Source organism: Stenotrophomonas sp. STEN030 (genome assembly GCF_056759995.1).
Map to the genome: position 1 here is coordinate 41,949 of NZ_JBRREB010000030.1, position 20,203 is coordinate 62,151.

The window sequence follows — 20,203 nt, forward strand, 5'->3', positions numbered from 1 at the left end:
GAAAAATGGGCAGGCGGCATGCAAGCCAACCTGACAGAAGAAACCCAACACCATGCAGCATCACAAATGACGGCATCCAACACCGCCCGCCAGCCCGCCAGCCCGCCAACATTCACCACTAATCAAAGGGAACGCCAATGAGGCACTCGCTTGCATTACTTACCCTGGCTTTCACAGCACCGCTTTTACCCGCCACCCTCGAAGCGCAATCTGCCATAACCACCAATGTGATCTTCACTCCCGCAACAATAACCTGTGAAATAAAAAACAACCTTTCCACCCCCATAGCCATCTCCGAAATAAAATACGCGATGAATGGCCATCAAGGCCCAGCCAGCTTCACGGTGAATTGTGTCACCGCGTGCGGACTGTCACCCGGAGCGTTCAATATATTCAGCGGGCCGCCGAATCATCCTCACATAACCACGGCATCTTGCTCTGCGATCTACAGCCACCTTTAACAAGCGCCATGCAACAACAAAATATCGGCGCCGCGCCTCTTCCTGTTCTGCCGCGAATCCCCGTACCGGGCAAGCCCGGCACTTACGCATCAAGCCAGCAAAATCACTTATCAACCAACAGAAATGCACCATGAAGAAAATTTACTCCCTGCTTGCACTCCTGCCGCTATCTACCATGGCATTGCCAGCATTCGCCCAATCGACCTGGCTGGGAAAGTGGAGAAACATTACGGAAGGACTTTACCGAGGAGAAATCATCGAATTCACCGAATTTGATGGAATTTAATGATGACGGGAATGATTATGATGAGAAAAGACTCAGCTACTTGGCTTTACTACCGCTCGGATGACAATCACGACCTTGTCTTTTCCAAAGACGGACAGAAATTTAAGCTCAAATACCGAAATAATGGCAGTTCCGCCATCTGCGAAAGACAAACCCCAACAATGCTCCGTTGCACAGCATCGGACGCCTCAGGTGAAACAATATTCGAGAAGATATGAATCAGCCAAGCGCCGACCACTGGCCAACACGCCTCCACCTGAAAGTCATGAGACAAGCCCAACCCGTAGGAGCGCACTTCAGTGCGCGATGGAGATTTACCGACAAAGCTTCATCACGCACTGAAGTGCGCTCCTGCAACGGCATGAACGCCAACCCGGCGGGGGCGTGGTGGCCCCGAATGTACGAGGCCGGTGCGGAACTGGGCGTTCTCAACGCACGGCGATTACATCGAAACCCGCCAATTGCCGTCAAGCGGTATCGGCGGTCACGGCTTTCGCGTTGTGCAGCACACAGGTTGGGTTGAGCGCAGCGAAGCCCAACTCCATGAAGCAACGAACATGGCGACGTTGGGCTTCCTTCGCCAGCCCAGCCTACTTGCTTGTCGAACAGCAGAGGCCACAGACATGAAAACGAAGGTTATTGCTCTATTCCTACTTTTCCCAACTGCGCTGACGTCGTCACCATTGCATGCACAGGATGACTCTGTGGTTTTGCATTGCAAAATCTCAGGGGAAGATAAATCGCTAGTCGTTCAGATCAATAAAATCAACGGAAAATGGGAGGAATGGAGTGACATTCATCAAGATTTTGTCGGAATATGCCCATTTGAAGGCGAGGAAGGAAAATCAACTTGCATAAGAACAAATGGGCAGTTTGGATATATATCCACCACACTCCATGAAAACGGCGCCAAAACAGAGTGGAGAGGAACCATTTCACGAGAAGATGGCACATATGAGCGCACGGTTACATCAACGCTCACCATCGAAGATTTGAACAAACGTGGAATCCGCACTAGGCGAATAGCAGGCACATGTGATCCCGGGGAAGCCCCCAGACCGAAGGCAACGAGATTCTAGAAAATGAAAATTGCGTTGACCTGTTGCCTGCTTCTGACCTGCGTCCCCGCCGCCAACGCGCAGGTGGTGGTGCTGGTGCACCCGGCCAGTGGCGATTTCGTGGTGGTGCCAAATGCGCCTTCGCCGCATACCGAGGCCATGCAGCGGGCCAACGCCAAGGGGCGCGACGGTGGCTGGAAGGTGTTACTGGGCAGCACCACGCCCGGTTACGGGGCCATGTTCTGCTTCCGCCCCAAGGACGGGGAGACGCTCTATTACATCGCCGAAGGCAAGGCCACCGGCAAGGAAGCCATTGTCGAGGCGCGGGCGCAGGCCAATGCTGCCGCGAGGGGTACAGGGGCATTCACCGCCATTTGCGGCAACTGGAACAACCGCAACCTGCATCCACTGGAAGCGCAGCCCGGCTCACCCGCCGTGTCGCGACAACCCGGCACAAACACCGGCCTTGCGCCCGGCAATGCCCGCCCACGCAAACAGGACGAAGGCGGCGTGATTGAAACCCTCAAGCAGGAAGTACGCGAACAAGTGACCTGTGACCCGAATCAGAAACTCTGCCTCCCGCCGAGAAAACCCTCATCGGCGGGGGTGCGGGGCTGATAAAAGCTCGCGCGCCCCATCTCCCAAATGGTAGGAATCCACAACATGAAAATAGGTTATTGGTCTTTTGCAATACTCACCACTGCCCTTACCTCATCGCCAGCGATGATTAATGCAAAAGAGGATGGCTCGGCAGCAAACAGAGCCATCATCCTTGACTGTCGGGTCAAATCAGAAAGTACGATTTCGTCCGGAAAAGGCGCAGAAATTTACAAAATTGTCCCCAATGAAGGATTTTACATCTGGACTGACAGCCATCGCCTGTACAGCGGCGAAGGAAGAACATGGGAAAAATTGAATAAATCCGGTTACTGCAACCTTAACAACGATAACTTGTCATTCAAAGACTCTTATGGGAGTGAAAAATATCGTTCCGAGTGTGAAAGCGGATATCCCGACTTCCGAAGGAAAGCTATTTTTTCATTCGACAGAATCGACGGAACTCTCCATACAAGCTATACCGGACTGGGAGGTACTGATTACATATTCAACAGACACTTGGGCTGCGAAACCATCGCTGACCCAGCAACAAAGCCAGCACCCGCCACAAAATTCTAGAATCCTAAATAGCGACTTCGAACAATGATTCCAGAGACACCTCCAGCCAAAGCCCGATGCCAATCCCATTCGCCAATGTCCCCAGCCTCTTACTTTTTCTCGTGATGCCACATACCACCGCCCAAACCCTGCGCTGCGAGACGGAAGACCACGGCACCGACTGGCTACAGATTTCCTCCAGCGCGGGCTGGCGGGAATGGGACGGCAGCGCATGGGGGTCGTCGCTGTGTGGGCGGGAGGTGCAGAGCTCGCATCAGGTGGAGCGCTGGCAATGCCGCTTTGACCGGCAGCTCCATGTATTGACCTATACCCTCACCGACCGGCATAGCGGCGGGGTCTATCGGCGGGAGGAAACGCTGGAGCCTGGCAGCGGTGCCTACCGCCTGCGCATCGACGACGGCACGCATGTGCCCGATGGCGGCAAGCGCTTGAAGCTGGAATTAAACGGACGCTGCGTGGCGGTGGATGCGGTGCAATGAGTCGCCGTGACACTGTGGATGTCCGCTGCCCCCGCTGCGCCGGGCGAGCCGTGTTCCGCGAACCTTTCGTGTTCCTCACGGAACCACCTGCCGACAGGCCCACGCTCCGCTGGGGCGGGTGGTATGTGGCGGAAAGATACCCTCAGCTTTTGCCGTGGCAGGCGCCGAAAGGCAGTTCAAGCCAGTACCTGACCACCGCCATTGATGATGTGCAGGGGTATGCGTTGTTGCACCGTGGCGTGGTGGAGTGCGCGGCGGGTTGCCCGCATTTCGTGCACGTTCTGGAATGGCCGGAGGATGCGTGGTGGCAGTGGTCGATACGCGGCGAGATGCTGTGGGCGTGGGACCGTGAACATGCCCGGCAAATACTCGACTACGTGCGTGCAAGCGACCGACCGCCGCGCTCCACCTCCGGCGCGCTTGGCAGCCTGCCGTCGTTTTTTTTGTCGGCAAAGATACGGGATGCCGTGGTCAAGGTGATGGCGCGCAAGTTGGCCGCAGCTTGAGTACCGGGAACGGCCCCTGCCTGTTTTTTTCATTTCACGGGGATGATGGCCATGTCTTTGCGTTTTTCCTTCAGTTGCCTGTTGCTCGGATTGGCGTTATCGATGGCCGGCGCTGCGCAGGCCGACTCATGGGCGCCGCCTTCGTTGAAGGTGGTCGCCAGTAGCAATGGCCAGGCGCTGGTGCGGGTGACACCTGGCAGCTTGCGTGGCGGCAAGCAGCCCGACGTGGAGCTGTATGCGTATGACGCAAAGAGCGCGCAATACGCGCTGAAAACCCGCTTCCCGTTGCGTAACCGCATTGCCCCGGTAGAGGTGTTGCTGACCAGGCAGGGCGAGCTGATCGCGCTGGACGAGTGGGCGCAGATGGGGCAAGGCACGGTGGTGGCCGTGTATGCGGCAGATGGCAGGCCACGGCTGCAGTTCACGCTGGACGAACTACTGGGCGCGGAAGCGTCGGCCAAGGCACCGGCGTCGGTTTCATCGACATGGTGGCGCTGCCGCAAGCCCAGATTGAGCCAAGACGACAGCGCGTTGCTGATCAACACTTACGACAACGGGGAGTTGCGCGTGGAATTGTCCACCTGCAAGGTGCTGTACGAAGCCGGCAATGGGGGCTGCGCATGAAGTGGATGGCCTTGAAGACAACGCTGGCGGCAGCGGCACTTGTCGCGCCGGCTGCACATGCCGCGCTGGCACCGGAGTATTACCAGCAGGCACGCGAGCAAGCACCGCACCACCTGCAGTTGCGGGTGGCACAGGTGACGCTGCTGCGTGGGCAAGCACGGGGAAACTGCGAGGTGGAAGCAACCGTACTGCGGGATTTCCGTGGCACCCTCGCAAAGGGCACGCCGCTGCGCTTTACGTTGAATTGCACCGCACCGGGCGTACGACCAATGCCCGGCCCGAACGCGTGGCACGACTACCAGGAACTGAAGGCCGGCCGCTTCATGGAGGGGTTCTTTCGCGGTGCGGGCGCAGGCATTGTGCCGGTTTACGGGCAACTAGCGCAGGTTGCCACCGAGCGCGAGTGGCCGTGGTGCGAGGCCGAGAGCGGCCGTTGCGACCTGCCTCCGCCGGAGCCAACACTGGTAATGGAGTGCAGCACGCCAGGGCTGGGAGGCACCGGCAAGCAGGTCCATAGCGGCTGGGTCATCAAGATCGCCAACCACCGTATGTGGTTCTGGAACGACATCAAGCAGCTGCATGCGGGCGCAGGCCGACATTGGCAACCACACCTGTGGGAGCCACAACGCACGCCATCGCCGTTGCTGGTGGAGAGTGACCGCTACACGCAGGTTTCGCACCTGTACTCCGATGGCGGCGAAATGCTGCTGATGACGCGCACCTTCATCTACGATCGCTCGGCCGGGGAATTCGAGGAGCGCCATGTGGACCACGAAAATGGTGGCCAAGGCTTGATCCGTGGCACCTGCCGGCAGATCGCCGACCCGGAAACGCAGCCTGCCCCGGCCGGTGGCCGGCAGGCTGCTTCCTAGTCGAAGGAATACGTCACGCCCCACATGCATTGCCGCTGCCGACATTCGCGCAACTGCTCGAACGTGATGCCTTCTGGCCGCTCACTCCATGCAAGGAAGTCCTCAACCAGCTGGCGCTGCTGCGTTGGCGTTCGGACGGCGAGCGGCATTGGCTGCGGGTGGATGCACGCGATGCCGATGGCAGGCTGCTGGGCAACCAGCTGTACGTGAACTGGCCGCGCTGAACGGCTAAGTTGGCGGCATGTCCGAGCTGCCACTAATCCACGAGCGGAACAGCGCATCGCCGACCTGCGGGCCGAACACCACAGGCTGGACGAACGCATCGCCAAACTGGCGGCCAACCTGGGTGCCAAGCGCCTGAAGAAGCGCAAGCTGCAGCCCAAGGACTGCATCACCAAGCTGGAAAGCATGCTGATCCCGGACGAGCCGGCCTGAGCGCAACCCAGTAGTGCCGAGCCATGCTCGGCAAGGGCTTTACCAGCAAAGCATCCAAACGCCGGGCCGGCGCAAGCCGTAAACCAGAACCTACCCCTCCCCAGCCCTCCCCTTGCCTGCGGCAAAGGGAGGGAGCAAAAGCAAATAGTGCCGAGCCATGCTCGGCAGGTGGCCTTACAAGCTATCCATCAGGATTGTAGGAGCAGCGTAAGCCGCGATGCCGGCAGCGTTGAAGTTGCCGGCATGCCTGCTACCTGATCGACCAGAGGCTTCGCGGCTTACGCCGCTCCCACAAGACCAGTCGATAGGGTAGTGCAGAGCCATGCTCGGCAGAGGCTGTGCCGGTCGAGCCCCAGCGGAGCATGGCTCCGCTCTACGGGGCTCCCCATCACGCTGCTGGCGGCACGTCCGGCTTCACCGCTTCCGGGCTCACACGCTCGATGGTGTGCCGCAGTTCGCGGCCGAGGATGAACTTGGCGTCCTTGGCCCAGGCGTCCAGGCGCTCGTCGAACAGCAGCTTGCTGTTCTGGTCCGGCCAGACCAGGCGCAATTCGCGCATCTTCTGGATGAAGCCGCGGAACAGGGTCTTGTCGAAGAACTCCGGTGCGGCCGGTGCGTACAGCAGGCTCAGGCGCTGCGCGGCCTGTTGGCACAGGCTTTCCAGCTCACCAGCGCCGAGCGTGCCCGGGCCGTTCTTCACCAGCACCGAGATGGCGATGTAATAGCGCTCGAACGCCTGTTGCAGCGAGTGGCCAATCGCACGCAGACGGAACACTTCGTCGGTCTGCCCGGTGCTGCGTGCGAGCATGCCACCGTCGTCTTCGCCCACATGCTGGAGCAGGCCTTCGCGTACGAAGACGTCGATGGTCTGGTCGATGCGCGCGGCGAATTCGTTCTCGGTCCACGGCAGGAACAACTCCGCCTGCAGGAACGGGTACAGGCCGCGACCCAGACGCAGCAGGCCGCCACGGCTCATGCGGCGGTTGTTCTGGAAGCAGCAAGCCACCCACGAGGACGCAGTGAACAGATGCAGCACGTTGTTGCGGAAGTAGCTCAGCAGCACCGCGGTATCGCCACTGACGCTGAGCACATCGCCCAGCGGGTGCTTGATGCGGCTGAGGACGTTGATTTCCTCGGCGTGGGCAATGATGCGCTCGGGCGAATGCGGGGTGACCGTGACCCGGTCGGAGTACGGCATTTCCACCAGCAGCTTCTTGCACAACTCGATCTGCGCGATCAGGTCGGCCTCGCCCATCGCGTGCTTGGGCGTGGACAGCAGCGCCAGCGCCAGCAGGTTGATCGGGTTGACGTCGGCAGCGGCGTTGACGTGCACGTTGATGGTCTGGGCAAGCGTATCGACCGTCTTCATCAACCACGCCGGCTTCTCGTCTTCCGATATCGGTTGACCATCCCAGTCCGGCGCGTTCACAGCCAACACGTCGGTCAGGGCAATAGGCTCACCAAAGTTCACCACGACCTGGCCGAAGTTCTGCTTGAGCACCTTGGGAATGCCCCACAGCAATGCCCAGATTGATTCTTTTTCTTTTGGCCGGCCAGTCAATTCATCGAGGTAGCTGTTGCCTTCCATCAGCTTTTCGTAGCCGATGTAAATAGGCTGAAACAGCACCGGCTTGCGCGGCTGGCGCAGGTAGGCGCGCAGGGTCATGGAGATGACGCCACCCTTGGGCTGCAGCAAGCGGCCGGTGCGCGAGCGCCCGCCTTCGACGAAGTACTCAATCGAGTAACCGCCCGAAACCAGCTGCGCCATGTATTCGGAGAACACTGCCGAGTACAGCGGGTTGCCACGGAAGCTACGACGCGCGAAGAACGCACCACCCTTGCGCAGCAGGGTGCCCACCACCGGCAGGTTGAGGTTGATGCCGGCGAAGATATGCGGCGGCACGATGCCGCGGTCGTACAGCAGGTAGCTCAGCAGCAGGTAGTCCATGTGGCTGCGGTGGCTGGGCACGTAGATGATTTCGTGGCCAGGCGCGGCTTCCTTGAACTTGTCCAGGTGATGCACCAGCACGCCGGCATAGATACGGTTCCAGACGTGGCTGAGCATGAAGCTGGCCGAACGCACCACCGGGGTGGAGTAGTCGGCAGCAATTTCCCAGGCATAGCCCTGCGCCTTCTTCCAGGCGTCGGTGGTCTTGGAGTTGTCGCGCTTGGCCTGCACGGCGATGGCTTCGCGCACCGAATCGGCTTCCAGCACCTTGTCCACCAACAGGCGGCGGGTGGAAAGATCCGGGCCGATGATCGATTCGCGGATACGGCGGAAGTGGGTGCGCAGCACGCGCTGCAGCTTGCGTACGGTGCGCTCGGGCTCCAGGCCTTCGTCGACGGTCCCGCGCAGCGAGACCGGCGGGGCGAAGCGGACGATGGTGTCGCGGCCGTTGAGCAGGATCGCCAGCAAGCGGCGGAAGCGCCCGACCAGCGCCCAGTTTTCGGAGAACAGCACCGCGAACCAGCCGCTCTGCTTGTCCGGGGCGCGGCCGACGAAGATCGATACCGGCACCAGGTGCACGTCCAGGCCCGGGTTGGCGCGGTGCGCCTGCAGCAGCTTGGCCAGCGAATCGGAATGGGTCTTGGCGCCACGCTGTTCGGGCAGCAGCATGTTGTTGCTGGAGCGGCGTGACAGCGCCACGTAGGCGCGCTTGCGCCCGGTCGGGTCACCGGCCAACGGCACCAGCGGCGAAGGCAGGCCAGCATCGCGGCAGGCCTTGTCCAGGATCAGCGCGTTGGACAGACCGTAGTCCTCCAGAACGTACACCACCGGGCGGCCGTCGTTGTAGTCGCCGGGTTGCTCGGGCTCGATCTTCAGGCCCAACCAGGGCTCGATCAGCTTGCCCAGCAGGCGCGACCACAGCGGGCGACGCGCAGCACGGGCCGCAGGCGACGGGCGCGCGGAAGCGCCCGGCACGATGGCAGCAGGAGTGGCGGGCGTCGCGTTGGCGTCGTCCGGCGGCAGCAGTTCACCCTGATCGGGCTGGGATTTCTGTTTCGACATCGGCGCCATTATGGCTTAGCCGCCGCTGCCGCGTTGTCTGCTGTTTCCGGGTCTGGGACTTCGGTCGCCTGCAGGGCATCGGCCTTGGCCTGTTCGGCAGTGCGCGCAGCCACCAGCACCGCGTCCACATCACTGAGCGTACGAGCCAGATACCAGCGTTTGTCATGGCGCACCAAGGCCACTTCAAGATCCAGTTCCTTGCCAGCCAACGGGTACTGCACGCGTACGGTGGCGCGGTCGCCGTTCTGTGAGACCAGGCCGGTACGCATCTGCTCCACGCTTTCATCCAGCTTCAGGCCATAGGACGCCAGCACCTGTTTGCTGGCCGCGGCGAACGGGCCGAGTTTCTGCAAAGTGCCGGTCATGCCGGCCTGCTGGAAGTCCTGATCACTGGCCAGGCCGGTGGCACGGGCAGCAGTAGTGAGGGCGGCAATCGAAGTCTGCGCCAACTTCGGGTCCGGCAGCGGCGCGGCCTGGGCCCAGTCGCTGAGCGCGGTGACCAGTTGCACGTAGTGCGCACGTTCGGCCGCGTTGTAGTCACCTTGATGGCTGATGTACTGCACGCCGAACAGGCCCAGCGAATGCGCGGCCTGCCGCACGGCGGCGGTCTGGCCCTCCAGCTGCGCCTTGAAGGCGCGCTGCAGTTTGCGCTCGGCATCCGGCTCCGACAGCGCGGCCAGGAGCTCGGGCAGTTTTTCGTCCAAGGGCAGCTCGGTCAGCGGCCAACGGCTATGGCCCTGCGCCCAGGCGGTTTCCAGTTCGGCGTACTGGGCCGGCGGCACCGCCGCGCGGGCATAGCCGACCAGGTCGTTGTTGCGCAGGTACTGGCTCAGCTGGCGCACCGCCGCAGCCGGCTCGGTGGCGGCACCGGGCAAGGGCTCGGCATTGCGCTTGCAGGCCGCCAACAGCGCTACCAGGCAAACCGAAGCCAAGATGATGGTGTGGCAACTGCGTAGTGAACGGCGTTGCATGGCGGCGGCGATCCTCCCGTAGGCCAAGCATCTTGATGCCTGCCCGGTGACAGCAGCAAGCACGGCCGTCACGGCGCCGAAGGGCCGCAGGGATGTGGGCAATTGCCCCCACCAGCGCCTTTCTCGGTTTTCCGATCCCGGAATAAAAAAAGAGGCCGCCCCGTTGCCGGTGACAGACCCCTCAAACCGACGTGAAGCCGGTAGACATGTTTGACGCATCGCCGGCAGAGCCGGACGAGACGTAGCCTACGCGCCGGCTTCAGTTAATGCAATACTTCATGAACAATATGATAAGTCATTGATTTCATTTGAATGAATCGGCAATTTCAAGTTGCATTGCCAATGCTGCAGCACGCGGGTCGGCAGCCAGACGGATGGGCCGGCCGACGACAATCGCGTCGGCGCCGTCGGCAAAGGCCTGGGCCACGCCCACGGTGCGCTGCTGGTCATCGCCCACCGGACCGCCGGGGCGGATGCCGGGGCAGACGATGGAGAAACCCTGACCAGTCGCTGCGCGGATCGGCGCAGCTTCCTGACCGGAGGCGATCACGCCGTCGATGCCGGCGCGCTGTGCGGCCAGGGCGCGCTCGACCACCACGTCCACCGGCTCACGGTCGATACCCATCTGCGCCAGATCCGGCCGCCCCATCGAAGTCAGCACGGTTACCGCCAGCAGGCGCATCTCCGAGCTGTTGGCAGCAGCGGCGGCTTCCATCATGCCGGGGTGCCAGCCGTGGATGGTGCAGTAGCTCACCGGCCACTGCGACAGGCGCTTGATCACGCCGGCAATGGTGGCCGGAATGTCGAAGAATTTCAGGTCGACGAACACGCGCTTGTCGCGCTTGGCCAGTTCGTCGAGCACGTCGAAGTACTCGCCCGAGGCCAGCAGCTCCATGCCGATCTTGTAGAACGACACGGCATCGCCGAGCTTGTCCACCCACTCGATGGCTTCGGCCTTGCCGGGCACATCCAGGGCGAAGATCAGGCGCTCGTCATTGCGCAGCGGCAGCGGTGCGCGGCTCATCGGGCCACCTCCAGCGCTTCACGCTTTGCCCCGTTGCGCAGGTCCGCCGGCAGCGACCAGGCATTGTTGATGGCCGCACCTTCCCAACCGCCGTAGGTGGGGTTGGACAGGATCCACCAGCGCGAGCCGATCCAGCCCTGGTACTTGTCCAGCAGCACGTCGCGCGCGGCCAGGCTGTTGTCCTCGACCTGCAGGAAATCGGTGAACTGGTCGCCCACCTGCATCAGCACGCGGTAGTTCTGCGCCACCAGCTGGCGGCGGCAGGCCTTTTCGCTGCCGTGTTCAGTACAGCCCGGCACCGGCGTGCCCAGGCCCAGATAGACGCTGTCATCGGCGACAGGGAAGCCAACCTGGCGCAGGTTGGCGATGGTGGCGTCCTTCATCGCCGCAGTGCGGTTGCTGATGTAGATCATGGTCACGCCCTTGGCTGCAGCGGCCTGTGCGAACTGCACCGCGCCGGGCACCGGCTGCGCCTTGCGCTCATCCACCCAGGCTTCCCAGGTCGCGTCGTTGTAGCTGCTGCCGTCACGCACCAGCCGCGCCTGGTAGGGCGAGTTGTCGAGCACGGTCTCGTCCACATCCACCACCACCGCCGGCTTCAGCTTGGCCGATTGGTGCTTGCCGCCCTCTTCCGGCAACAGCGCGGTCCAGCTGCCATCGGCAAGCGCCGCGTCGAGCTGGGCGCCGGCCAGCTTCCAGGTCTGCAGTGCGCTGGCCCGGTATTCCTGCGAACGCTGTACCCACAGCACGGCATTGAGGTTGTCGTTGGGGGCATTGGTCGGGGCGACGACGGCATCGGCCGGGGCCGGCGAAACGCGGCTAAGCGGCGCGGTCGAGCTGCAGGCAGCCAGCGACAGCACGGTGCCGGCCAGCAGGGTAAGGGCGGGGAATCGGGACATGAGCAACTACCGGGAATCTTTGAAAACCGCGCAAGTTTACCGGCTCCCTGCTTTGCCCGCCTTGCCGGGCTGAAGCAGGAGCTAAAACCGGGGTCAGAGTGGGTTTCGCTCCGAAACCCCACCCTGACCCCGGTTTTAGCCGCAATTTCCGCTCTCAGCTATGCTTGCGCCCCCTAGCACCACCAGAGCCTCAATCGTGACCGACGCCAGCCAGACCCCCGATTTTCCCATCCTCGACGCCGCCCAGGCGCGCGTGCTGGGCTGCCTGATCGAGAAGGAGGCCACAACCCCGGACACCTACCCGCTCACGGTCAATGCCGCCCAGGTGGCCGCCAACCAGAAAACCGCGCGCGAGCCGGTGATGAATCTGGACCCCGGCAAAGTGCAGCACGCACTGCGCCAGTTGGAGACGCTGGGCCTGGTGCGCCAGCACTTCGCCTCGCGCGCCGACCGTTACGAACACCTGACCGGCCCCAAGCTCGACCTGCCGCGCCAGCAGGTTGCCCTGCTCGGCTTGTTGCTGCTGCGTGGCCCGCAAACCGCCGGTGAGCTGACCACCCGCAGCGAGCGCATGGCCAAGTTCGCCGATGCCGCCGACCTGCGCCACCAGCTGGAACGCATGCAGCAACGCGGCCTGGTTGTGCAGCTGCCGCGCGGCTCCGGCCAGCGCGAAGACCGCTTCATGCACCTGCTGTGTGGTGCGGTGGATGTGGATGCCTTGGCGGCGCAGTACCGCGCGCCGTCGGGTTCTGCCGCCACGGTCGACAACAGCGCCTTGGAAGAGCGCGTGCAGCAGCTGGAAACCACCGTCGCTGCCCTGCAGGAACAGCTGGCCGCGTTGCAGGAGCAGCTGGGCGGCTGAGCCGGCTCAGTCTTTTGGCGTGTTGACGAACAGCAGCAGCTGTTCGTCCTCGCCCGGCAGCACCACCATGCCGCCATCAGCGAAGCCAAGCTTCTCCAGCAAGGCTACCGAGCGCGCATTGCCCTGCGACACGATCGCACGCAGTTCGCCCAGGCCCAGCGTGCTGCGCGCGTAATCGAGCACGCCCTGCACCGCTTCGCGCGCATAGCCTTGTCCCGTATACGGCGACAGCAAGGCATAACCAACATCGGCACTTGGCAGGCCCGGTCGCCGCACCAAACCGGCATTGCCCAGCCAGGCCCCATCGCTGCGGCGTTCAATCGCATACATGCCGAAGCCATGCGCGGCATAGCTGCCGAAGGTGTGCTTGCGCACGTATTCGCGGGCTTCCTCCACGGTGCGAACGCCGCGATCACCGATGAACTCGTGGAAGCCCGGCTCGTTGAGCAGCTGCAACATTGCGGCGGCATCGCCGTCGTCATCACGCAGCAGGCGCAGTTGCAGGCGTTCGGTCTGGATCAGGGACATGGTGGGCTCGGTTTTCGCCCCCTCCCTTTTGCGTAGCAAAGGGGAGGGTTGGGGAGGGGTGCTTTTGGTTTTTGCCGGTAAAGCCCCTTGCCGAGCATGGCTCGGCACTACCGCCGCCCCTTTGACTGAGGGACCGCTGGGGGCTGTTAGCAGTGAGCCCAATCAAAGCGCAAAACCCAGAGCCAAAGCTACCCCCTCCCGGCCCACTCCTTGGCTTCGCCAAAGGAGAGGGGCGAAGCATCAATCAAACAGCGCTTGAATCGCTGCCAATCCGGCCTTCGCCCGCTCCTGCTTGTGCGCTGCATCGGCGACCGGGTCCGCGCCATCGCGCTGGATCTCGCCGGCCGGAATCTCGTCGAAAAACCGGCTGGGCTTGAGCCGGATATGCTCACCAAACTTGCGCGTCAATCGACTGAAGCTCATCCACAGCTGGATCTTGGCGCGGGTGATGCCCACATATAGCAGGCGTCGTTCTTCCTGCAGATTGCCTTCATCCAGGCTGACCTGATGCGGCAGCACGCCGTCCTCGCAGCCAACGATGAACACGTACGGGAACTCCAAGCCCTTGGACGCATGCAGCGTCATCATCCGCACCTGGTTGCCACCGTCGTCCTTGTCGTTGCGCGAGATCAGTGCCAGTTGCGCGGCCATGTCGGCGGCGCTGGCACCACGCGGACCGCTCTCGAACCACGAAGCCAGTTCTTCCAGATTGTTGGCGCGACGCTCGTAGCCGGCAGTGTCCTTGGCCGCATTCCGCAGTTCGGCCAACATCCCCGAATCCTTGGACACGCGGCGCACCAGATCGCCCGAGCTCATGCCACGCATATCCAGCCGCAGCGCGCGCAGGATGTCGGTGAACTTGCTCAGGCTGTTGGCCGCACGCGGAGTGAGCTGTGCAAGCGCGCCCATGCTTTCGGCGGCCTGTGCCATCGGAATGTCCTTCTCCGACGCCAGCTCCGCCAACTTGGCCAGTGTGCTTGCGCCGACATCGCGCTTGGGCGACTGCACTGCACGCATGAAGGCGGTGTCGTCGTCCGGATTCACGATCAGCCGCAGCCAGGCCAGCGTGTCCTTCACTTCCTGCCGTTCCAGGAACACCGTGCCACCGTTGAGGTGATACGGCACGCCGACCAGCTGCATCGCTTTTTCCAAGGGCCGCGACTGGAAATTGCCGCGGAACAGGATGCAGAAATCACTCCACGGAATCTTGCGATTGGTGGCGAGGAAGTGGATCTCAGAGGCGACTTTTTCAGCCTCATGTTCACTGTTACGGCATTCCCAGACGCGGATACGCTCACCGTCGGCCTGATCCGACCACAAGGTCTTCAGATGCTCGTGCGGGTTGTGCGCGATCAAGGCGTTGGCCGCACGCAGCACGCGATTGGAGCAGCGGTAATTCTGTTCCAGCTTGATGATCTGCAGCGCCGGGTAATCCACTCCCATCTGCTGCAGGTTTTCAGGATTGGCACCGCGCCAGGCATAGATCGATTGATCGTCATCGCCGACGCAGGTGAAATTGCCAGCGGGCCCGGCCAGCTGCTTGAGCAACCGGTACTGGGCATCGTTGGTATCCTGGCATTCGTCGACCAGCAGATAGCCGATGCGCTCGCGCCAGGCCAGGGCGATATCCGGGTTTTCTTCCAGCACCTGCACGGGCAGGCGGATCAGGTCATCGAAATCGACCGCATTGAACGAGGTCAAACGGGTCTGGTACAGCTCGTAGACCATCGCCGCGTCTTTCTCGCGGTTGCTGCGCGCCGCCGCCATTGCCTGCGCGGGCGACAGCCCGGAGTTCTTGGCCCGCGAGATCAGGTTCTTCATGTCCTCGATGTCGTCGGGCTTGGCGTTGGTACCGCCCAGCAGATCCTTGATCTGCGCGCCGGCATCGTCGGCATCGAAAATGGAGAAACTGCGCTTCAGCCCCACGTGTTCATGTTCGATCTGCAGGAACTTCAGGCCCAGCGCATGGAAGGTACAGATGGTGACTTCAGCCGCGTCCTCGGCGCGCAGGCGCTTGGCCACACGCTCGCGCATTTCCTTGGCCGACTTGTTGGTAAAGGTGATCGCGGCGATACGGCGGGCCGGGTAGCGGCGAATGCCGATCAGATGGGCGATTTTCTCGACGATCACGCGCGTCTTGCCGCTACCAGCACCAGCCAGCACCAGCAGAGGACCTTCGGCATGTACAGCCGCCGCGCGTTGGGGGGGATTGAGGGAGTCCAGCATGAACGCCGCGAATGACAACCAATGGGAATTCTACCGGCAATTGGAAGTGGTAGCCTGTCGGAACCTAAGGACGCGGGGCTCGACATGAACAGGATGTGGGCTATTGGGCTGGCGATACTTGCAACTGCTCCCGCAATGACTCTCGCTGCCAATCGTGCGACTGCACAGCCGGCGGACCAGCCGGAGAAAATCAACGCGGATTTCGTGGCTTCAGGGTTCCTTTCGTCTCACCCTGACGTTCTCTATCGGCAGTTTGGCCTGGATCTGCTGCATCGCGGACAGCATGAAAGAGGTATCAATGCCCTCTTGCGCGCCGCCCGCTATGCTGACAAACCTTCCCAGGCAGTGATCGCCGAAGGTTACTGGCAGGGCCAGTTCGGATTGCCCCGAGACCCATCCGCCGCCTATGCCTGGATGGACCTTGCAGCTGAGCGCGGTTACCCCGAACTGCTGGTACTGCGCGAGAGGTACTGGATCGCCCTTAGCGAGAACGAGCGCTCCCGTGCCCTAGAACTTGGTCCCTCCATTTACATGCAGTACGGCGACGATGTGGCCAGACCAAAATTGGCTAAAGTGCTACAGCGCGGGATTCGCGAGGTGACAGGTAGCAGGACAGGGTTCGGCGGTAATTTGACCATCGTCGGGTCGCTTCCAGGAGGCGGCAGTGGTGCCCCCACAGTGATGAATGAAACCACCATGGTGCCAAGCACCCTTATTCCCGGCAGCAAGTTCTATGCCCCAGCGCTCTGGCAACCTCGACTCTACTTCCAGCAGCAGGATAAGGACTGGAGGGATCGACTTGGCCCATCGTTGTATCCCAACATCACGATTGGCGCCCCCACCATGGCCCGATGATGCCGCGCATCACCCACCATCGGATTCTGCAGGTACCCGCCGTGCAGCAATTCGGAGCTGATTGGTAAAATGGAGTATGGCCAAGCTCTATTTCTACTATTCGGCGATGAACGCCGGCAAGACCACAACCCTGCTGCAGTCCGCGCACAACTACCGCGAGCGCGGCATGCGGGTTGCCCTGCTAACCCCGCACCTGGACCACCGCGCCGGCACCGGCGTGGTCGCCTCACGGATCGGCCTGCAGGCTGAAGCGACCACCTTCGAGCGCGATACCGACCTGGAAAAGCTGATCCAGCAGGACATTGCCGCCCACGGCAAGCTCGGCTGCGTACTGGTGGACGAGGCCCAGTTCCTGAGCAAATCACAGGTCTGGCAGCTGTCCGAGGTGGTCGACCAGCTGCGCATTCCGGCCTTGTGTTACGGGCTGCGCACCGATTTCCGTGGCGAACTGTTCGAAGGCAGCCAGTACCTGCTGGCCTGGGCCGACGAGATGCAGGAGATCAAGACCATCTGCCACAGCGGCAAGAAGGCGACGATGACCGTGCGCGTGGACGAGAACGGCTTTGCCGTGCAGGACGGCCCGCAGGTGGAGATCGGCGGCAACGACCGCTATGTGTCGGTGAGCCGGGCCGAGTTCAAGAAAATCACCCGGGGCGAGGGGCGCATTGACCCGATGCAGGCGCCGTTGCCGTTGTGACGCAGTCCCTTCTCCCGCGTGCGGGGTTAAGAACAGGCGTTTACGAGCCATAGGCTCGTAACTGTTCGTACGCCCCGCGTGCTACGCGGGGCCGGGGCGCGGAGCGAGGTGCCCCGAAGGGGCGGATGAGGGGGAGCTTTTAGCGCTTAATGTCTGCTCGCCAAGAGCTTGCCCTCACCCCAACCCCTCTCCCGCAGGCGGGAGAGGGGCTTCAAACAAAGCCCTAAGCAAAGGCCTCAAGCCTCAATACAACGTCCGCTCCGGCGCACCAGCCGCCGGCGGGGTGTACTGGTACAACCACGTCTCGGTCAGGGTCTTGCCGCCGCTGCGCAGGTACAGGCGCACGTCGATCTGCTCGGTGCTGCCTTCCGGCGGTACCAGGTCGAACATGGCGCGGTAGCCCTTGATCTCACGCAGCGGGCGCGCAGAAACAACTTCGGTACGACCACGACTGGTCTCCACCACCGCTTCCACTTCCCCCTTGTCGATCAGGCTGGCCAGTTCGCCGCCTTCGAAATCGACGGCAAAACGCCACGAGAAATACTCGCGCTTCTTGCCGATGATGCCGCCCAGGCCGGTGCGGCTGGCCACGCAATGGGCAAGCGGCGGACGTGCCGGCGGCTCGGCGCCCCAGTACAGGCGGTAGCCAACCAACAGCTCCTGACCTGGCTGCGGCTTGGCCTTGGGGTTCCAGAAGGCGACGATGTTGTCGAAGGTTTCATCGACGGTGGGAATCTCCACCAGCTGCACCGAGCCTTCGCCCCATTGCCCCTTGGGTTCGATCCACAGGCAGGGACGCTTCTCGTAGAACACGCCGTCGTCCTGGTAATGATCGAAGTTGCGGTCACGCTGCAGCAGACCAAAGCCGCGCGGGTTGTTGTCGACGAACATGTTGAAGCGCAGGTTGGCCGGGTTGCACAGCGGCCGCCAGATCCACTCGCCGGCACCGTTCCACATCGACAGACCGTCGGTGTCGTGGATCTCCGGGCGCCAATCCCAATCCATGCGGCGGTCGTTCTCGCCTACCTGGTACATGCTGGTGCACGGCGCGATGCCGAGCCGTTCGATTTCCTTGCGCGGATACAACGCGCTGTCGATATCCATCAGCAGTACATCGCCATTGGTGATGGCGAAGCGATAGGCACCGGCAACGCTGGGCGAATCCAGCAGTCCATAGACAACCAGCGTGTCCGAGTCGGCTGACGGCTGCTCCAGGTAATAGGCGATGAAGTCCGGGAACTCCTCCGGGCGGCCCATGCCGGTATCGATGGCCAGACCGCGTGCCGATTGCCCGTACTGGCCTTCCTTGCCTACCGCGCGGAAATAGCTGGCGCCGAGGAAGGCGGCGAAGTCACGGTCAGTATCGCTGCGGGTATTGAGGCGGAAGCCGGCAAAGCCGAGGTCGGCCGGCAACTCACCATCGTGGATGCCACTCTTGCCGTAGTTGAAGGCCGCGCCGTCGTAGGCCAGTTCCTGCGCCTTGCCATCGACCACGTCGAACATGCGCACCGGCGAATGGAAGTACAGGCCGAGGTGGAAGAACTTCGCCTGGAACTTGCCGGGCTGGTCAGCCCACAGCGCATGATCCTGGCGATAGCTGATGGACTGGTACTGATCCCAGTCGAGCTTCTCCAGCGCGCCCGGCAGGGTGCGCTTGTGGCTCTTGTACGGCGCCTGCGCCAGCGCGCGGGCCTGGCCCTTGAGGGTGGCGAAGTCGAAAGGCTGCGGCTGGCCCAGACGACGCAGGCCCAGTTGGGCCGGTTTGCCGGCCGCGCAGGCCGTAAAGGCCGGAAGACCAAAGGCCGCCAGGGCGGCAGCGGCGTTGCGCAGGAAGTCGCGTCGTTGCATGGAAAGGCAGGCCGGTAGGGGACCGCAGCATGGTAGGCGCAATTACGTGAATCGACAGCCTTGGACGGTCGGCGGATGAACATATGCTTCAGCCAACCGGCGAGAAGCCAACCCCTCCCCAGCCCTCCCCTTGCCTATGGCAAAGGGAGGGGCAGAAACAGGTAGTGCCGAGCCATGCTCGGCAGAGGCTCTACCGGTCCAGCCTCAGCGCCGCATGACCGCGCTCTACCGACAAGCACCAGCCAACTGCAACGCCGCCGCATGCGCGCACAGGAACCCACGCTGCGCCGCTGCGTCATCACCACCCTCCCATTGCAACAGGGTCCATTGCTCAGCTGCCTGCATCCGCTCCCCGGCTTGCAGCTCACGGTAAGGCGCGTGCACTTCCATCTCCAGCAGCCCTTCAGCGATACCGCCGGCATCCAGATACAGCTCGACCTGGGCCTGCCCAGGATGGATGGCGGCGCGCGGCTGTTTCTCAAAGCGGATGATCAAGGCCTGGCTGCCATTGAAGCCGGCCATCCAGCCCACCGTCGGCTGCACGAACCATTTGCCACGCGGACCCATGCTGCTGGCGTCGGCATGCAGCACCAGCATGCCGTCCTCGAAGTGATGGTCCGGCATGCCCGGATCGGGCGCACCTTCGACACGGATATCGCTGGCCATGCTGACCGGCACGAACACGCGGGTACCGGAATGGACGCGGGTGTTGAACCATAGGTCCCAGCTGACCGGCGTATCACGGATGTTCTGGCCGCTGACCTGCAGCTGCACGGTATCGGCGCGCTCGGGGTCAAGCCGGAATGTCTTCTCCAATTGCATGCCGGTCACCGGGCTGGCTGCACCGCGCAGACGCAGCTGGTCAGCATCGCGTTGCAACCATTGCGCAGGGGCGAGCGACAGCCAGGGATCCGGTGGCCAGTTGGCGGCAGCTGCTCGGCGCTCGGTATTGAGCTGCTGGTGCAGCCACCACTCCGATTGCGGGCCAACCCAGACGTCATGACCGAGATAGGCGATGTCATCGCTGCTGGCGTTTACCGCCGGATTGGCTTGCGTACTGACCGCTGTACCTACCCGCAGGAAGTTCGGCTCACCGTTGCGCTGCAGGGACAGCACCCGACCACCGAAGGCCGAGGTCAGCTGCAATTGCAGCTCCTTGCTTTCGAGAGTGGCGTAACGCTCGTCTGCTGGAGTGCGCGGTTGAGCGGCCGCCAAGGAGGGCAGCAACAGCAGGCAGAACGTCATTCGGTGATGCAGCTGCATTGGGTGCTCCCCTCGGGCCAGTGGGGATCATGGCAGAGCTTGCAGCGGCCCGCGGCTCTTGTAGTGCCGAGCCATGCTCGGCAGAGGCATTACCGGTAAAGCTCCTGCCGAGCATGGCTCGGC

The 20,203-nt window shown here is 62.4% G+C and carries 21 protein-coding genes; 13 read left to right on the plus strand and 8 right to left on the minus strand.

The features are described from left to right. Window positions 1-591: 591 nt before the first annotated feature. From ACVOLR_RS11985 to ACVOLR_RS12030, 10 genes are all read left to right on the plus strand, one after another. Complete coding sequence (locus tag ACVOLR_RS11985; protein WP_481536618.1) at window positions 592-747, plus strand: hypothetical protein; 156 nt, start codon at window positions 592-594, stop codon at window positions 745-747. 623 nt (window positions 748-1,370) lie between these two features. Further along, window positions 1,371-1,826: a hypothetical protein gene (locus ACVOLR_RS11990; protein ID WP_481536619.1), complete on the plus strand. Its 456-nt coding sequence runs from the start codon at window positions 1,371-1,373 to the stop codon at window positions 1,824-1,826. Window positions 1,827-1,829: 3 nt separating this feature from the next. Beyond that, a complete protein-coding gene (locus tag ACVOLR_RS11995) occupies window positions 1,830-2,423 on the plus strand; it encodes a hypothetical protein (protein ID WP_481536620.1) in 594 nt (197 codons plus the stop codon). A 45-nt stretch (window positions 2,424-2,468) separates the two neighbouring features. Beyond that, complete coding sequence (locus tag ACVOLR_RS12000; RefSeq protein ID WP_481536621.1) at window positions 2,469-2,981, plus strand: hypothetical protein; 513 nt, start codon at window positions 2,469-2,471, stop codon at window positions 2,979-2,981. 56 nt (window positions 2,982-3,037) lie between these two features. Continuing rightward, the gene (locus ACVOLR_RS12005; protein WP_481536622.1) at window positions 3,038-3,460 is read left to right on the plus strand and encodes a hypothetical protein; all 423 of its coding nucleotides are present in this window, start codon (window positions 3,038-3,040) and stop codon (window positions 3,458-3,460) included. Continuing rightward, window positions 3,457-3,966, plus strand: coding sequence for a hypothetical protein (locus ACVOLR_RS12010; RefSeq protein WP_481536623.1), 510 nt, complete (start codon window positions 3,457-3,459; stop codon window positions 3,964-3,966). The genes ACVOLR_RS12005 and ACVOLR_RS12010 overlap by 4 nt, the downstream gene beginning before the upstream one ends. A 51-nt stretch (window positions 3,967-4,017) precedes the next feature. Further along, window positions 4,018-4,590 carry a hypothetical protein gene (locus tag ACVOLR_RS12015; protein WP_481536624.1) on the plus strand — a complete coding sequence of 191 codons (573 nt, stop codon included), beginning with the start codon at window positions 4,018-4,020 and terminating at the stop codon, window positions 4,588-4,590. After that, on the plus strand, window positions 4,587-5,462 hold the full coding sequence (locus tag ACVOLR_RS12020; RefSeq protein WP_481536625.1) for a hypothetical protein: 876 nt from the start codon (window positions 4,587-4,589) through the stop codon (window positions 5,460-5,462). The genes ACVOLR_RS12015 and ACVOLR_RS12020 overlap by 4 nt, the downstream gene beginning before the upstream one ends. A 29-nt stretch (window positions 5,463-5,491) precedes the next feature. Next, window positions 5,492-5,686 carry a hypothetical protein gene (locus tag ACVOLR_RS12025; protein WP_481536626.1) on the plus strand — a complete coding sequence of 65 codons (195 nt, stop codon included), beginning with the start codon at window positions 5,492-5,494 and terminating at the stop codon, window positions 5,684-5,686. A gap of 55 nt (window positions 5,687-5,741) precedes the next feature. Next, the gene (locus ACVOLR_RS12030; RefSeq protein ID WP_481536636.1) at window positions 5,742-5,897 is read left to right on the plus strand and encodes a YdcH family protein; all 156 of its coding nucleotides are present in this window, start codon (window positions 5,742-5,744) and stop codon (window positions 5,895-5,897) included. A 388-nt stretch (window positions 5,898-6,285) separates the two neighbouring features. On the opposite strand, the gene plsB is transcribed toward ACVOLR_RS12030, so the two are convergent. The 4 genes from plsB to ACVOLR_RS12050 all read right to left on the minus strand — a co-directional run bounded on the left by plsB (window position 6,286) and on the right by ACVOLR_RS12050 (window position 11,801). Further along, window positions 6,286-8,907, minus strand: coding sequence for a glycerol-3-phosphate 1-O-acyltransferase PlsB (gene plsB / locus ACVOLR_RS12035; RefSeq protein ID WP_481536627.1), 2,622 nt, complete (start codon window positions 8,905-8,907; stop codon window positions 6,286-6,288). Window positions 8,908-8,915: 8 nt separating this feature from the next. Next, window positions 8,916-9,878, minus strand: coding sequence for a hypothetical protein (locus ACVOLR_RS12040; protein WP_481536628.1), 963 nt, complete (start codon window positions 9,876-9,878; stop codon window positions 8,916-8,918). Between the two features lie 304 nt (window positions 9,879-10,182). Then, on the minus strand, window positions 10,183-10,902 hold the full coding sequence (pyrF, locus tag ACVOLR_RS12045; RefSeq protein WP_481536629.1) for an orotidine-5'-phosphate decarboxylase: 720 nt from the start codon (window positions 10,900-10,902) through the stop codon (window positions 10,183-10,185). After that, the gene (locus ACVOLR_RS12050) at window positions 10,899-11,801 is read right to left on the minus strand and encodes a 5'-nucleotidase, lipoprotein e(P4) family (protein WP_481536630.1); all 903 of its coding nucleotides are present in this window, start codon (window positions 11,799-11,801) and stop codon (window positions 10,899-10,901) included. Before ACVOLR_RS12050 ends, pyrF begins: the two co-directional genes overlap by 4 nt. Before the next feature lie 196 nt (window positions 11,802-11,997). On the opposite strand from ACVOLR_RS12050, the gene ACVOLR_RS12055 reads away from it, so the two are divergent. Next, window positions 11,998-12,663 (plus strand): YceH family protein, encoded by a 666-nt coding sequence (locus ACVOLR_RS12055; RefSeq protein WP_481536631.1) that lies wholly within the window; start codon window positions 11,998-12,000, stop codon window positions 12,661-12,663. A gap of 6 nt (window positions 12,664-12,669) precedes the next feature. On the opposite strand, the gene ACVOLR_RS12060 is transcribed toward ACVOLR_RS12055, so the two are convergent. Together ACVOLR_RS12060 and ACVOLR_RS12065 are read right to left on the minus strand one after the other, a co-directional pair. After that, complete coding sequence (locus ACVOLR_RS12060) at window positions 12,670-13,191, minus strand: GNAT family N-acetyltransferase (protein ID WP_481536632.1); 522 nt, start codon at window positions 13,189-13,191, stop codon at window positions 12,670-12,672. Window positions 13,192-13,431: 240 nt separating this feature from the next. After that, complete coding sequence (locus ACVOLR_RS12065; RefSeq protein ID WP_481536637.1) at window positions 13,432-15,414, minus strand: UvrD-helicase domain-containing protein; 1,983 nt, start codon at window positions 15,412-15,414, stop codon at window positions 13,432-13,434. Window positions 15,415-15,501: 87 nt separating this feature from the next. On the opposite strand from ACVOLR_RS12065, the gene ACVOLR_RS12070 reads away from it, so the two are divergent. Further along, a complete protein-coding gene (locus ACVOLR_RS12070; protein ID WP_481536633.1) occupies window positions 15,502-16,272 on the plus strand; it encodes an SEL1-like repeat protein in 771 nt (256 codons plus the stop codon). Between the two features lie 76 nt (window positions 16,273-16,348). Continuing rightward, the gene (locus tag ACVOLR_RS12075; RefSeq protein WP_296250341.1) at window positions 16,349-16,969 is read left to right on the plus strand and encodes a thymidine kinase; all 621 of its coding nucleotides are present in this window, start codon (window positions 16,349-16,351) and stop codon (window positions 16,967-16,969) included. Between the two features lie 243 nt (window positions 16,970-17,212). Here ACVOLR_RS12075 and ACVOLR_RS12080 read toward each other — a convergent pair whose 3' ends face one another. Together ACVOLR_RS12080 and ACVOLR_RS12085 are read right to left on the minus strand one after the other, a co-directional pair. Beyond that, window positions 17,213-18,817: an OpgD/OpgG family glucan biosynthesis protein gene (locus ACVOLR_RS12080; protein WP_481536634.1), complete on the minus strand. Its 1,605-nt coding sequence runs from the start codon at window positions 18,815-18,817 to the stop codon at window positions 17,213-17,215. 225 nt (window positions 18,818-19,042) lie between these two features. After that, complete coding sequence (locus tag ACVOLR_RS12085) at window positions 19,043-20,080, minus strand: DUF4380 domain-containing protein (protein ID WP_481536635.1); 1,038 nt, start codon at window positions 20,078-20,080, stop codon at window positions 19,043-19,045. Window positions 20,081-20,203 lie beyond the last annotated feature (123 nt).